This is a genomic window from Campylobacter sp. US25a (assembly GCF_004379075.1).
Taxonomy (GTDB): Bacteria; Campylobacterota; Campylobacteria; order Campylobacterales; family Campylobacteraceae; genus Campylobacter_D; species Campylobacter_D jejuni.
On the sequence record NZ_RYYM01000013.1, the window covers coordinates 1 to 14,209 of the forward strand.

The 14,209-nt window shown below is 30.5% G+C and carries 10 protein-coding genes, 1 other RNA gene and 1 pseudogene; 6 read left to right on the plus strand and 6 right to left on the minus strand.

Annotated elements, in window-relative coordinates; translation table 11 throughout:
• Positions 1 to 276: 276 nt before the first annotated feature.
• Both ELQ12_RS08320 and mnmA read left to right on the plus strand, forming a co-directional pair.
• Positions 277 to 882 carry a TIGR00730 family Rossman fold protein gene (locus ELQ12_RS08320; RefSeq protein ID WP_002851677.1) on the plus strand — a complete coding sequence of 202 codons (606 nt, stop codon included), beginning with the start codon at positions 277 to 279 and terminating at the stop codon, positions 880 to 882.
• Positions 882 to 1,898 carry a tRNA 2-thiouridine(34) synthase MnmA gene (gene mnmA / locus ELQ12_RS08325; protein ID WP_002870919.1) on the plus strand — a complete coding sequence of 339 codons (1,017 nt, stop codon included), beginning with the start codon at positions 882 to 884 and terminating at the stop codon, positions 1,896 to 1,898. Before ELQ12_RS08320 ends, mnmA begins: the two co-directional genes overlap by 1 nt.
• A gap of 27 nt (positions 1,899 to 1,925) precedes the next feature.
• Here the strand turns inward: mnmA and ELQ12_RS08330 are convergent, their stop codons facing one another.
• Positions 1,926 to 3,734, minus strand: a complete 1,809-nt coding sequence (locus ELQ12_RS08330) for a DASS family sodium-coupled anion symporter (protein ID WP_070261741.1) — start codon at positions 3,732 to 3,734, stop codon at positions 1,926 to 1,928.
• Between the two features lie 190 nt (positions 3,735 to 3,924).
• Positions 3,925 to 4,022, minus strand: an RNA gene (gene ffs, locus ELQ12_RS08335) — signal recognition particle sRNA small type.
• Positions 4,023 to 4,212: 190 nt separating this feature from the next.
• Here ffs and ELQ12_RS08340 point away from each other — a divergent pair.
• Together ELQ12_RS08340 and ELQ12_RS08345 are read left to right on the plus strand one after the other, a co-directional pair.
• Positions 4,213 to 4,857, plus strand: a pseudogene (locus ELQ12_RS08340) (bacteriohemerythrin); the annotation flags it as partial.
• 35 nt (positions 4,858 to 4,892) lie between these two features.
• The gene (locus tag ELQ12_RS08345; RefSeq protein WP_070261743.1) at positions 4,893 to 6,764 is read left to right on the plus strand and encodes a flagellar assembly protein A; all 1,872 of its coding nucleotides are present in this window, start codon (positions 4,893 to 4,895) and stop codon (positions 6,762 to 6,764) included.
• Positions 6,765 to 6,767: 3 nt separating this feature from the next.
• Here ELQ12_RS08345 and ELQ12_RS08350 read toward each other — a convergent pair whose 3' ends face one another.
• The 4 genes from ELQ12_RS08350 to ELQ12_RS08365 are packed head-to-tail and all read right to left on the minus strand — an operon-like array spanning position 6,768 to position 11,602.
• Positions 6,768 to 8,405 (minus strand): flagellar hook protein FlgE, encoded by a 1,638-nt coding sequence (locus tag ELQ12_RS08350; RefSeq protein WP_070261744.1) that lies wholly within the window; start codon positions 8,403 to 8,405, stop codon positions 6,768 to 6,770.
• Between the two features lie 3 nt (positions 8,406 to 8,408).
• Complete coding sequence (locus ELQ12_RS08355; RefSeq protein WP_126219785.1) at positions 8,409 to 9,305, minus strand: flagellar basal body rod modification protein; 897 nt, start codon at positions 9,303 to 9,305, stop codon at positions 8,409 to 8,411.
• Between the two features lie 58 nt (positions 9,306 to 9,363).
• The gene (locus ELQ12_RS08360) at positions 9,364 to 11,262 is read right to left on the minus strand and encodes a flagellar hook-length control protein FliK (RefSeq protein ID WP_083259458.1); all 1,899 of its coding nucleotides are present in this window, start codon (positions 11,260 to 11,262) and stop codon (positions 9,364 to 9,366) included.
• Between the two features lie 16 nt (positions 11,263 to 11,278).
• On the minus strand, positions 11,279 to 11,602 hold the full coding sequence (locus ELQ12_RS08365; protein ID WP_002868349.1) for a hypothetical protein: 324 nt from the start codon (positions 11,600 to 11,602) through the stop codon (positions 11,279 to 11,281).
• Positions 11,603 to 11,736: 134 nt separating this feature from the next.
• On the opposite strand from ELQ12_RS08365, the gene typA reads away from it, so the two are divergent.
• Together typA and ELQ12_RS08375 are read left to right on the plus strand one after the other, a co-directional pair.
• Positions 11,737 to 13,545: a translational GTPase TypA gene (gene typA / locus ELQ12_RS08370; RefSeq protein ID WP_002799607.1), complete on the plus strand. Its 1,809-nt coding sequence runs from the start codon at positions 11,737 to 11,739 to the stop codon at positions 13,543 to 13,545.
• Positions 13,545 to 14,192, plus strand: a complete 648-nt coding sequence (locus ELQ12_RS08375) for a hypothetical protein (protein ID WP_002871424.1) — start codon at positions 13,545 to 13,547, stop codon at positions 14,190 to 14,192. Before typA ends, ELQ12_RS08375 begins: the two co-directional genes overlap by 1 nt.
• Positions 14,193 to 14,209: the final 17 nt, after the last annotated feature.

Genomic DNA, 14,209 nt, shown 5'->3' on the forward strand with positions numbered 1-14,209 from the left:
GATCTTGTAAAAAAACTATTAGAAGGTAAATTTAACACAAGTAAAGAATTGGAACTTCTTTTTGGTGTGAAATTTAGCGATGATGATGATGCAGGAGAATTTAACAAAATCCTTTCTTCAAATTCTGCACCAAAAAGTATAGATATTAAGGCTTAAGGATTTAAAAGTCTTTAAATTCCTAATCTTAATAAAATAAACCTATTAAAACTTATATAATAAAGAACTTATTATAAATTTTTAGCTAGAATGGAATTTATTTTAACTAAAGGTTGAAAAATGAATGAAAAAATAAGCCAAGATTTAGAAAAATTTGCTAACATACCAAACCTAAAAAATGCCGTAACTTTTTTTGGTTCAGCAAGACTTAAAGAAGATAATTTTTATTATCAGCAGGCTAAAATTTTGGCACAAAAATGTGTTCAAAATGGTTTTTGTGTGATAAGTGGTGGAGGAGGAGGCATTATGCGTGCAGCCAACGAAGGTGCTTTTTCACAAAAAAATAATACAAATTCAATGAGTTCTGTAGGGTTTAATATATTTTTACCTCACGAGCAAAAACTTAATGATTTTGTAGAATATAATATTACTTTTGAGAGCTTAGCCATACGCAAAATGGCTCTTATTGAAAAGAGTCTAGCTTTTGTGATCTTCCCAGGCGGCTTTGGAACACTTGATGAATTGTGTGAAATTCTTACATTAAAACAATTAGAATTTAAAAAAGATGTTCCTATTATTTTGTTTGGGAGTGAATTTTGGCGAGGTTTTGATGAGTTCGTCAGAAATTCTTTACTCAAACTTGAAGTGATTTCTAAAGGAGATGAGTTAAAGTATAAAATCACTGACGACTTGGATTTTATAATTAATACTTTAAAGGAAATTTAATGAAAATTCTAGTCGCTATGAGCGGTGGAGTTGATAGTACAGTCACTGCTTATAAACTTAAAAATTTAGGTCATGAAGTTATAGGTTGTTATATGAAGCTTCATGGCAAGCCAAATTACCACGAAGAAAATATCAAAAAAGTAGAAAAAGTTGCAAACTTTTTGCAAATTCCTTATCATATTTTAGACTTACAAGAAGATTTTAAAAACAAAGTTTATATGCCTTTTGTAGATACTTATAAAGAGGGTAAAACACCAAATCCTTGCGCTTTATGCAACCGTTTTATCAAACTTGGAAAACTTTTAGAATTTGCTAAAAGTTTAGGTTGTGAAAAACTTGCCACAGGGCATTATGCAAGACTTGAAAACAACTTAATAAAAACCGCAGTAGATGAAAGCAAGGATCAAAGCTATTTTTTAGCTAGTGCAGATAAAGAAGCTTTAAAATATCTTATTTTTCCGCTAGGCGAAATGAAAAAAGAAGATGTGAAAAAATTTGCTTCCACTATAGAGGTTTTAAAATCTTTTGCCACTCAAAAGGAAAGTTCTGAAATTTGCTTTGTTGAAGATACTTATGTGCAAGTTTTAGATCAGTTTATGGATACAAAAATTCCTGGAGAAGTATTAGATAGTAGCGGAAAAGTAGTAGGCAAACATGAGGGCTATATGCACTATACCATAGGCAAAAGAAGAGGCTTTGAAGTGCGTGGGGCACATGAGCCACATTTTGTTTTAAAAATCAATCCTAAGCAAAATCAAATCATCGTAGGAACCAAAGAAGAACTTAAAATCAGTGAATTTAAGCTAAAAAATATCAATCTTTTTATAGACACTAAAGAGCTTGATTGCGAAGTAAAAATCCGCTATCGTTCAAAATCTACACCTTGTAAGGTAGAAATTTATGAAGATAAAAGCGCAAAAATCACTCTAAAAGATCCTGTTTATGGACTTGCTAGCGGACAAATGGCAGTCTTTTATGATCATGATAAAGTCATAGCAAGCGGTTTTATAGAATAATTTCTAGGAATTAATTCCTAGAAACTATTAATAAAATCCTAAAATTTTCCACCAAATAAGTCCAACAGCTATCATCACTACTATATCAACTATGGAAATCACAAAACCTATACTCCACCATTTTTTAAGAGTTACATAGCCTGTTCCAAAAATAACAGGAGCTGTTCCTGTTGCATAGTGAGTTAATGCCATCATAACATTACCTGAAGCTATCATAATAAAAGCATAAAGAAGTGGTGGTGCTCCTAAAGCAAGCCCTGCACTATAAAAAACAAAAAACATTGCTGATATATGAGCTGTAGTAGAAGCAAAGAAATAGTGTGTATATAAAAAAGCAAGGCTTAAAAATATCATAATAGAAATTTCCCCAAGTCCCATAGCAGAAGCAAATTCACCTAAAGCTTCAGCTAAAAACTGTGTAACACCAAGTTTGCCAAGTAAAGTTGCCATCATTACAAGAGCTGAAAACCATACTAAAGTATTCCAAGCAGCTTTTTCAGCTAAAACTTCCCCAAAAGTTAAAACTCCGCTAATCAACACTAAAGACAACCCAAGTAAAGCCACACTAGTCGCATCAAGAGAAATTCCAAAAAACAAGCCCAAAGCTCCAGCCCATAAAAGCAAAAGCAAGACAAAAACACTGAGCATTATTTTTTCACTATTTTTCATTTTTCCAAGTTCTTTTAATTTATCTTTAGCAAAAGCGGAAGCATTGGGCGTGGATTTAATTTCTGGCGGAGAAAGAAAATAAAGCACCAAAGGCATCAAAAGCATAGCAGCTATACCGGGTAAAAACATCCCTAAAGCCCATTGTCCCCAAGTTAAATGCACTTCTAAATTTGTAGCTTGTGCTATAAGATCAACCACCAAAGGATTTGGAGCTGTAGCTGTAATAAACATAGCTGATGAAATAGGATTAGCTTGATAATTTACCAAAGAAAGATAAGTGCCTATCTTATTTTGCGTTCCATCTTCAGGAGTGGATTTAAAACTTCTTGCAATAGCTTGAACTATAGGATTTATGATAGCCCCTGCTCTTGCAGTATTTGAAGGAGTAACTGGAGCTAAAATGGTTTCACAAAAAGCTATAGAATAAGCAATACCTAAGGTTTTTTTACCAAAAATACTGATAAAATGATAAGCCAAACGCTCTCCAAGTCCTGTTTTAATAACTCCACGAGCTACAATAATAGAAATCACTATAAGCCAAATAAGAGAATTTGAAAAACCACTTAAAGCATCTTTTATACCCGTTTTAGATTTTAAATTTGATATAGCAGTATTTACCTTTTCATCTATACTCTTTTGAGATAAAAAATCAAGTGCTAAAGTATTTAAAGCTGAAATTTTAGTCTCATCAATAAGTTGTTGCGTAGAAGTTTTTGAAGTAGCTTTGGTGTAAATTTTACTTAGATTTTCAATTTGATAATTTACATCTGTGCTTGATTTTAAAATTTCATCAACTTTTGCTTTTAAATTTCTACTTATATTAGCATTGATTAAAGCCTGCAAAGTAGCGGCTTCAACTGCCTCATCCATAGTTGTTTTATAGATATTAGAATTATCTCTTAAAACAATTCCCTCAAGAGTTTTTATATGCGTAGCACGCACAGAACTTTGGGTAGTGGTAATGCCGCTAAGAGCTACTATGGCAATAGCTATCATACAAACAGCCCCCAAAGGCATTACTTGTAAAATCACTGCCATAATCACAGCAATAAAAAGCCCAAGAAAATGCCAAGAATTATCCTCCAAACCTACAGGAGTAGGTATAAGCCAAAACACAGCTGCAATTAAAATACACAGCACCAACAAGGGAATTTTCTTTCTATCCATTGTTTATCCTTTGATATTGGTAATGTAATTTACAATGCTTAAATTCTAGTTAACCAATATTTTAATAAATCTTAAAATTATAATTTTTAAATAAATTTTTAATTTATTGTTACAAATATACATAATTTTTACTTTATAAAGAAGCTAGCCTGATTGAAAAATAAATAGGGAATTTTAAAATGAAGAAAACCCTTCCCCAGATAACTGCGGCACACACTAAAATCAAGTGCTCTGCTGTGTTCCCACCCTGAAGCGGTGCTTAAAAATAGCATTGCACAGGTCTAAGAAAAGGCTCTAAAATTATATCACAATATACTTAAAAAGCCTTGAGTTAAAAACTAAAACACACATGTATAAATAAGTAACAAATTGGTTATATTTTATATAAATTCTTAAAATTCATTTGTAAAATTATTATTTTATTTTCCAAAAAAGACGATTATAAAGAGTAATTATTATTACAGTAAAGGAAAAAAATATGGAAGTTAAATGGAGTAGAGATTTTAGCATTAAAAATATGCAATTGGACAAACAACACGAACTAATTTTTGAAATTACCAATCTTGCAAATGATTTAGCTCTCAAAATTCAAGAAAACAATACACAGTATAAAGATGATCTAAAACAAATTCTTGCAAAACTATTTCAATACATCAAAATTCATTTTAAAGATGAAGAAAAATTTATGGAAAGCATCGATTTTCCTTTGATTGAAGAACATAAAAAATCTCATCAAATATTAGTAGAAAAAACCAAAGAGCTTTTAGAACATTCAGATAATATTGTAAAAATGTCTCAAGAACTTTCCATATTAACCAAAGATTGGATTTTAGATCATTTTGCCAATGAAGATTTATGGATAGCTAATTTTACAAAAAAAGCCCTACACCTTCAAGAAATCCATTATACCTTAGAACAATACATAAAACTAAAATCAATCAAACAAGACCTAAGAGCCGAAAAAACTCATGATTATATTTGTAATTGTTCTTTGCGTATCCATGCAGTTCCACAGACTATACATCAAGAGCTTGTTAGCAAAGAAAATACTTTAAAATGTGAAAAATGTGGACAAATTTTAGTGCATTTGGATCATTTTGATCTGAATCAAAATTATGAAAAATTAAACCATATCCTTGAAAGCATAGGGGTGTAACAATGAGCTATGAAATAAAAACTTTAGAAACTTTCAATCCTTTTGAAAGTTTAAATCACGAACAAGCAAACACAGAACAAATTCTTGATTTTAGAATTATAGATTTTAAACTTCTGTGTTCTAGTGTAAAACCAGCGAAAACAAAAACTTATGAAAGAAAGGATTTTGACTTATTTTATGCAGATGATTTTTTTGTAAAAAACTACAATACCATAATACAAAAATTTCTTATAGAAATTTATCCAAAAAACCAAAGTTTTCCTTTTACAATCAAACTTAGATCCAACTCCAACCTAACCCATCTAAAAGCCAGTATCAACTTTACAGAAAATTTTAAATATTACCCTAATTTAAAATTTGATATTTTGCAAAATATCTACAAAATAATGATCAAGCAAAAATTTTTAATCTTAAGACTTGATAAAAATTTATTTGACAAGATTGATGATTTTATCTTATCAATACAAAAAAATCCATCTATTAAAGAAATAGAGCTTGAAATTGCCAAAGGTGTAGATAAGATTGAACATAAAAGTGATGAAATTATTTATCATAGAGATGTTAACGAAGAATGTTTTGACGAAAATATTAACTATGATGAAGGAAGCTACTGCAAACCTATTGAAAAAAATGAGCTACTTTTTGAATACATTTATAGAATTCTTGGAAAAGAAGGACGAAATTTAAGAGGAGAGATACTTCATTTAAATCCAATAGCCTTTCTTGATAATCCTTTTATCATAAAAGATGAAAGCATTTACACAGAAGAATTAGAAGATAGAATTAAATATTTTAGTGCCAATTATGGATTTTTAAACAAAGATCATGCAGGATATTGTATTGCAAATAATTTAAAATTATCACAAATAGGGCTTAAAACAACCGGTTCAATCAAAACAAATACCGATGAAAATATAAACTTAGAAATCACTAATTTTGATATAAGTGATGATGCTATTAAATCAGGTATTGTAAATGTTCAAGCTTCAAATATAAAAGTAAATGGGAGTATTGGAGCAACAAAACTTTATGGAAAAAATATCAGCATCAAAGGCTTAACTCATGCAAAAAGCGAAATTTTTGCACAAGATATTTTTATTACAACACACAAAGGAACTTTGCAAGCTGACACTGTATATATAAAAAATTTAGAAAATGGGACAATTATAGCTAAAAATGTATTTGTTGAAAACTGCATGGGTGGAAAAATAGAAGCAGAAAATATTTATATTTGCAATTTACTAACAGATAATACTTTATATCCAAGAAAAAATCTAATCATAACAAACAATATAAAATTTAAAAACAATATCGTAGTTTCGCCACTAGTTTCTATTGAAAACAACTCAGATACAGAATGCGAAAATCTTAAAAATCTAAGCCTTAAAATAAAAAGTAAGCTTGATGACACCATAAGCAAAATGCAAAATTATTATGATTATCTAATCAAAAATCAAATCAAAATCATCAAACTTCAAAAGACTAAAAATCCTAGCGCCATAGAAATGAAATTTTCAAATCTTTATCACGATATCATAAAAAAATACAATCATCTTAGCATTTCGTATAAAAAACTTATAAAATTAAAATATCAAATTGATGCGAAATTAAATTTCTTAAATGAAATGGTTTACAATGTAAAAATATACATAAAAGCCGAAAATATTGGAGAGGATAATTTTTTAAAATTTTATCCTAAAACAAACACCGACCTTGAACTAAAACATCATATAAATTTAAAAGACTATGAAAAGGTTTTATATCTTGAAAAAGGACAGCAAGTAAGTTATATTAAATCAAGCCATAATTATAGCGAAAGTGACATAGAAGAAATTAAAATTATTTTTGAAAAATTAGAAAAAGATAATTCCTAAAAATTATCTTTTCATATTAATGGCTTTTTGTATCATCTGATCGCTTGTAGTGATACTTTTTGAGCTTGCATCAAAAGCTTTTTGAGTTACGATAAGGTTTGAAAGCTCTGTGCTTAAATCAACATTTGATTGTTCCAAGAATCCGCCTTTAAATTTGGCTGTATTAACAACTTGACCATCTTTCATAATAAAACTTGCATCACCGCTATTTGCCGTTGCTGCAAAAATATTATCTCCCATAGCAGCCAATCCTTGCTCATTGATAAAATTATATAAAGCAAGCTTTCCAACTATGGCGTTTTTACCATTGCTAAATTGCGCAACAATACTTCCATCATCAGATATATCATATTGTTTAAAAAATCCTTCAGCTACACCATCTTGCTGTGTAACTACATTTTTTTCAACGCCTTCTTTAATATAAATCCCACTATAACCCGAACCAGGTTTGTTAGCATCATAAGGAGAACCTAAATCAATATTAATTGTTCCACCATTTGGATTTGCAATGCTTGTAATATTGTTTTGAAGCAAAGCACCATTTTTATCAAAAACCATATTTCCTTCAGTTGGATTGCCTACGGCATTGCCATTAGAATCATAAATTTGTGCAATGGCTTTATATTGTATATTATCGCCTTCTTGCGGTAAAACTCTTTCAAGTGTAACCCTTAAAGTACTTTTACTTCCATCTGCATTATAAATAGGGGACTCTAAAATATCTTTATTGGCTTTTTGTTGCTCTGTTGAAATTTGAGCTGTATCAAGCTTGATACTATTTTCATCCAATCCTTTTAAATCAAGCTCATTGCTTTTAAAATTTAGATTTTCATCTAAAGTTGCTTCAAAGCTTGTTTTTACGCCATTATCATCAGTGAAATTTAAAATGATCCTATCGCCCGCTTTAGCACTAAACACATCTTCTTTGCTAACACTACCACTAACTACATATTTTCCATCTTCAGTTTTTGTAATGTTAAATTTACTAGGATCAAGATCTACTTTAACTACTTCTGTTGTTGTGTTAGTATTTAAACTTCCACTCCATTTTACATTTTGAGTTACTTGAGGAGGTAAATACATATTCACAGGTACTTTAATAGCCCCTTGAGAAGCGGTTGTGCCTATACTGAAAGAATTATTTGAATTTACAGTAAAACCATTATTTACTGGAGTTCCTGTATTAAGATAATCCCCCATAAGCCCCGCTACCCTATCGCTATAGTTGATACCAGTAAAAGCAGGATTCATTGTTCCTAAAACAAAATTTCCATAAGAATCTACCAAATATCCATTAGCATCTCTTCTAAATGATCCATTTCTAGTATAGTAAGCATTGCCATCAGCCCCTAAAACCCCAAAAAATCCTTTTCCTTGCAAAGCCACATCAAATTCGCCATCACTTGCAACAGGAGAACCCTGTTCAAAAACAACTTGAGAAGATGCTGCACCGCTACCATAACCACCTTGAGCAGGGTTGGTTGATTGGGTTGTTATGGTAGTATAAAAAATATCTTTAAATTGAGCATCAGAGTATTTAAAGCCCGTGGTATTGACATTTGCTATGTTATTAGCAGTGATATCAATACCAAAGCTATTTGTTTTAACTCCAGAAATTCCATTATAAAATGAATTCATCATGGCTTATGCCTTTTCCTCTTTGTCACCATCTTCTGTAGATCCAGACCCAGAAGAATCTCCATCGCTTGAACCACCACTTGAGTCTCCACTTGAACCACTTCCCCCAGTAGATCCAGTAGATGAAGATGAACCAAGCTTATAATCTGTTATTTCTTGTATCGCATCAAAAGGAACTTCTTGTCCAGCCATTTTTGCATAGGCAACACCATCTTTAAAAACAACACCTTCGATAGGATAAGTTCCGTAATTTGCAGTGATTTTTTCACCATTTTTATTGTTATAAACCATTTTAACAGTGTACTCACCATCACCTGCATAAACCCCATCGTTATTTCTTCCTGGCCACTCCATAGTAAATAAACCTTGAGAAATAGATTTAGCATCGCTTTTTTCACTGAAAACAAGTTTATTATTGCTATCATAAATTTCTAGCGTAACACCGTTTTCATCAGAATCTTCAGGCAAATACATTTTAAGAGCGATAAGCTCATCTGCACCTGTAAGTTTGATTTTATTATCTGAAACAGTTGCCATTTTACCAATAGCCCCTAAAGCTGAAGTACTCATACTCGTACTAAAAGAATCAGAAAGCTTTTGCATGGTTTCAACCATTTTTTGCATGGTTGTATTGGTATTTTGCTGCATTTCAAGTGCGCTAAGCTGCGAAGTTTGAGTAAGCATTTTATCGCTATCCATAGGATCGGTTGGATCTTGATGTTGAAGCTCAATCAAAAGAAGTTTTAAAAATGCATCTTTATCAAGAGTTGCATTAGGGTTACTAACCACACCGGAGCTATTGCTACTAGATGAATTATCCACTTTCGTATCCTTGTTGCTTGTTTGGTTAGTATTAGCAGTATTTGTCCAGTTAAGATTACTATTCCAATTTGTTGTCGCCATGATAAAATCCTTTTTTTACATTCAGTCTTTTTTAATTAAAAGCAATAAGTGTTCCAACTTAGAAATACTTCGCTAAAACAAGCTCTAGATTGACTTTTTCGCTTTCATTTTTTCCATCTAAAGCATCTTTAAAACCATATCCACTACGATTTTTTCCTTGATTTTGATTTTGCTCTCTTTTTCCTTGATCGCTAAAATTCATTTCAAGTCCAGTAAATCCCATATTTACAAGAGAATTTTTAAACTCGGTTTGATTTTGGATAAATAAATTCATTGCATTAGTATTAGAGTTGAAATTAATATGAAGGTTATTACCTCTTTGTATCAAAGTTACTTCAACTTCTCCAAGATTATTAGGATTTAGAGTGATACTGAGCTTAGTAATAGGTGCTTTATATTGATCTACAGCCTCTTTCAAATCTTGTGAAAAATGCTGCAAAGTCTCTTTAGGAGTGATATTGCGAGCATTATTTTGCGTTACTTTATTTAAATCTTTGACTAAAGAATTTAGCTCATCTAAACTATTTTTATCTACATTTTCACTATGCGTTATTTTTGTTTGTTCTTGAGTAAAAGTTTCTTTATTAGTATTGTTATTAAAATTTGCATTATTCTCTTTGTTTTGAACTACTTGAGTTTTATTTAAATTTTCAAAATTTAATTTTTGATCAAAGAAATTCTGTTTTATATCTTTATTTTCTTTGTCGTTGTTTTTAAGCTCTTTATTTAAACTAAAATCTTTTTGTGTTAAATTTGAAACTAAATTCTGAACATCTTTGACAATTTCTTTATTTGAATTTTTATCAAGATTTAAATTTTGATTATTGTTCTTTAAATTTTTATTCTGATCTTGTATATTCTCTTGATTTAAATTGTTTTTTTCTTGATTTTTATTTAACTCTTTATTAAAATCTTTGTTTTCTTTATTTAAATCTTTAAGATTTGTAAGCTCCTGAGTGCTTGCATTGTCTTTTAACTCTTTGTTTAAATTTTTATCTTGTTTTGTACTATCTTTAATCAAATCTTTAAGATTGTTATCTTTATTTAAATTATCTTGGTTTTTTTTATCTTTTATATTTAACTCTTCTGTTAAATTTTTTGCAAACTCATCATTTTTGATATTTTTTAAAGTATTTTTAGCATCTGTGGCATCTTCTTCTATTTTTGATTTAACTTTATTATTTTTTTCATGTTTATTCTCTTTAGATGAAAGTATAGAATCTAAATTTTTTAAAGTTTGAGAAAGTAAAGAACCGCTATCTTTAGAATTTGTTTTTTGCGTAGAATGAGTACTTGTAGTATGAGTTGTATTTTGTAAATTGTGATTTAAATTTTTACTCACATTGGAAATTTTATTATTGATGATTTCTTTAAAAACATTATCCACAGCACCTTTAAAAAAATCAGCCTTATCTAAATTTGGAAAAGTTGCTTTAAGATCAAGAAGACGATCTACTTTAATATTTTTTACATTTAAACCCAAATCTTTAGCTATGTCCAAAAGCTCACTAAGATTTGATGCACCCTTTAAAGCATTAAAATTAGCCTCTGTTTTAATAAGACTAGAAAGCTGAGTAGAAAGATTTGCTAGTTTAACATCTGCTGTATCTGTTTTTAGTTTATCCAACAAAGAAAGAATTTGCATAAAAGAAGCAGATTCGAAAATGCTTATCTTATCACTCTCATCAAAAGCTCCTTTTTGAAGTCTATTCATCGCTTCATTAACAACTTCTTTTTGACTGATCTTCATATGATCAGGTAAAAATTCATTAGTTTCATCGATAGAATTAAGCAAAGAATTTAAAAAACTCTCTGTATCATCTTGAGTTGAATTTTTACTATCACTACTTTCATGTTCCTTATTTTTACTGGTTTTACTAAAAGAACTGCTAGTGGTAGAAGCTTTACTCGGCGTAAGATTTAAAACATCATTTTGCGGAGCTAAATTTGACATCACTTTTCCTTCAAAAAAATTATTTTAAAAATTTATCTACCATTACATTAGGAAATTTTTCTTTCAAATAAGAATCTTCATATACTTTAATCATCTTATCTTCATTTAAAGCAGTTAAGATATTTAAAAGCTCTTCTAAATTTTTAGCATTTAAAATTTTCTCTAAATTTTCTTCATTTTCTAAAATTTCTGTAAGCTCGCTTGAAATTCTTGCCATTTTTTCGTTTTTATCTGATCTAAAAGTTTCTAAAAGTTCTAAAACTTGAAGCAAAACTTCATTTTTTCTCTCAGCTAGATCGCTTTTAAATTCAACAAAAATCTCTTCATTTAATGGTTTTGACATTTTAACTTCCTTTTTAAAATTTTAATTTCATAAGTTTTTAAAGCAAGAAGTGTTCCAAGTTTTGATACTTTGTAGTTTAAGTTAAATTTTTGTATAATCTAAGCTTTTAAAAATTTAGCTTTGGAGAAGAAAATTTGGAAAACATTAGAAATATAGCAGTTATAGCTCACGTTGACCATGGTAAAACCACTATGGTAGATGAATTGTTAAAACAATCAGGCACCTTTAGCGAAAGAGAACAAATTTCAGAACGCGTTATGGATAGCAACGATATAGAAAAAGAACGCGGCATTACCATACTTTCAAAAAACACAGCGATCAATTACAAAGGTACAAAAATCAACATCATAGATACTCCAGGGCATGCTGATTTTGGCGGAGAAGTAGAACGCGTTTTAAAAATGATTGATGGAGTTTTGCTTTTAGTAGATGCTCAAGAAGGCGTTATGCCACAAACTAAATTCGTTGTTAAAAAAGCTTTATCTTTAGGGCTTAAACCTATAGTTGTAATCAACAAAATCGACAAACCAGCTGCTGATCCTGAAAGAGTGATCAATGAAATTTTTGATCTTTTTGTAGCCCTAGATGCAAACGATGAGCAACTTGACTTTGCCATAGTTTATGCTGCAGCAAAAAATGGTTATGCTAAGCTTGATCTAAACGATGAAAGTGATAATATGGAGCCACTTTTTAAAACCATACTTGAACGCGTTCCAGCACCAAGTGGCACAAATGATAATCCTTTACAACTTCAAGTTTTCACTTTAGGGTATGATAATTTCGTAGGTAAAATAGGCATTGCTAGAATTTTCAATGGGGTTGTGAAGAAAAACCAAAGCGTAATGCTTGCAAAAGCTGATGGCACCAAAGTAAATGGTAGAATTTCAAAACTCATTGGTTTTATGGGCTTAGAAAAAATGGATATTGAAGAAGCAGGAAGTGGAGATATTGTAGCTATAGCAGGTTTTGAAGCTTTAGATGTGGGCGATAGCGTTGTAGATCCAAACAATCCTATGCCACTTGATCCTTTACACATTGAAGAACCAACTTTAAGTATAGTATTTTCTGTAAATGATGGCCCATTAGCAGGAACTGAAGGAAAACATGTAACTTCAAATAAAATTGCTGAACGTTTAGAAGCTGAAATGAAAACTAATATTGCTATGAAATACGAAAGCACAGGCGAAGGTAAATTTAAAGTAAGCGGTAGGGGTGAACTTCAAATCACTATTTTAGCTGAAAATATGCGTCGTGAAGGTTTTGAGTTTTGCATGGGAAGACCTGAAGTTATCGTAAAGGTTGAAGATGGGGTTAAAACAGAACCTTTTGAACATTTAGTTATCGATGTGCCTGAGGAATTTAGTGGTGCGGTAATAGAAAAACTTGGCAAAAGAAAAGCTGAAATGAAAACTATGGCACCAACAGGCGATGGACAAACAAGACTTGAGTTTGAAATTCCAGCACGCGGACTTATAGGTTTTAGAAGCCAGTTTTTAACCGATACTAAAGGCGAAGGCGTGATGAATCATAGTTTTTTAGAATTCCGTCCTTTTAGTGGTGCGGTTGAAAAGCGTAACAATGGAGCGTTAATTTCTATGGAAAATGGCGTAGCTTTAGGGTATTCTTTGTTTAACCTTCAAGAGCGTGGAGTGCTTTTCATAGAACCTCAAACTAAAGTTTATACCGGTATGATTATAGGTGAGCACTCTCGTCCAAATGATTTAGATGTTAATCCTATCAAAGGAAAGAATCTTACCAATGTAAGAGCAAGCGGAAGCGATGATGCAATCAAGCTTGTACCACCTAGAAAATTAAGCCTTGAAAGAGCTTTAGAGTGGATAGAAGAAGATGAACTTGTAGAAGTTACGCCTGTAAATGTGCGTGTTCGCAAACGCTATCTTGATCCAACTCAAAGAAAAAGAATGGAAAAAGCAAAATCTTAATGGATTTAAAAAGCTTAGAAAATAATAGACTTTATATACTTAAACGCTTAGGGATCTTAAAATTCCTAAGCATTATCGAAGCCTTGCTTGTAGGTTTTTTAGCTTTTGTTTTTATAAGAGATGCCTTAATTGCAGTAATTTTAGCTGTTTTTGTAGGTATTTTTTTCTTTCGTTTTACAGCCAAAAAACTAAAACTCGCACAAAAAGAATTACAAATTGACGCTTTAAATTTATTTTTGCGTCGTTTTGGGGCGAAATTTAAAAAGCAAAGTTTAAGCCAAAAAGACTTTTTAAAACTAGAACTTACAAAGGATTTGAAAGAATTTAAAAGTCAAAACTGCTTTGAATTTAAGGATTTTAAAATTTATGATATTCAGTTTTTGGACGAAAACAAACGCTTTTTTTGCGGAATTTTACTCGAAATTTTAAGTGCAAACAAAAATCCTAGCTTTAAAAATGAAGAACAAATTTATATCAAACTTAAAGATAAAAACTTCACTTTAAATCATATCTTTTCTAAAGAAAATCATTATCTTATCGCTACTTTAAGCAATCCTTTCTTTATAGATATAAAAAAAGATTTAGAAAACAATTTCAAAAATCTAGAAGAAAATCTAAACTCTATAAAAAATAAACTATTTAAATAACTAACATAAAGTTAATA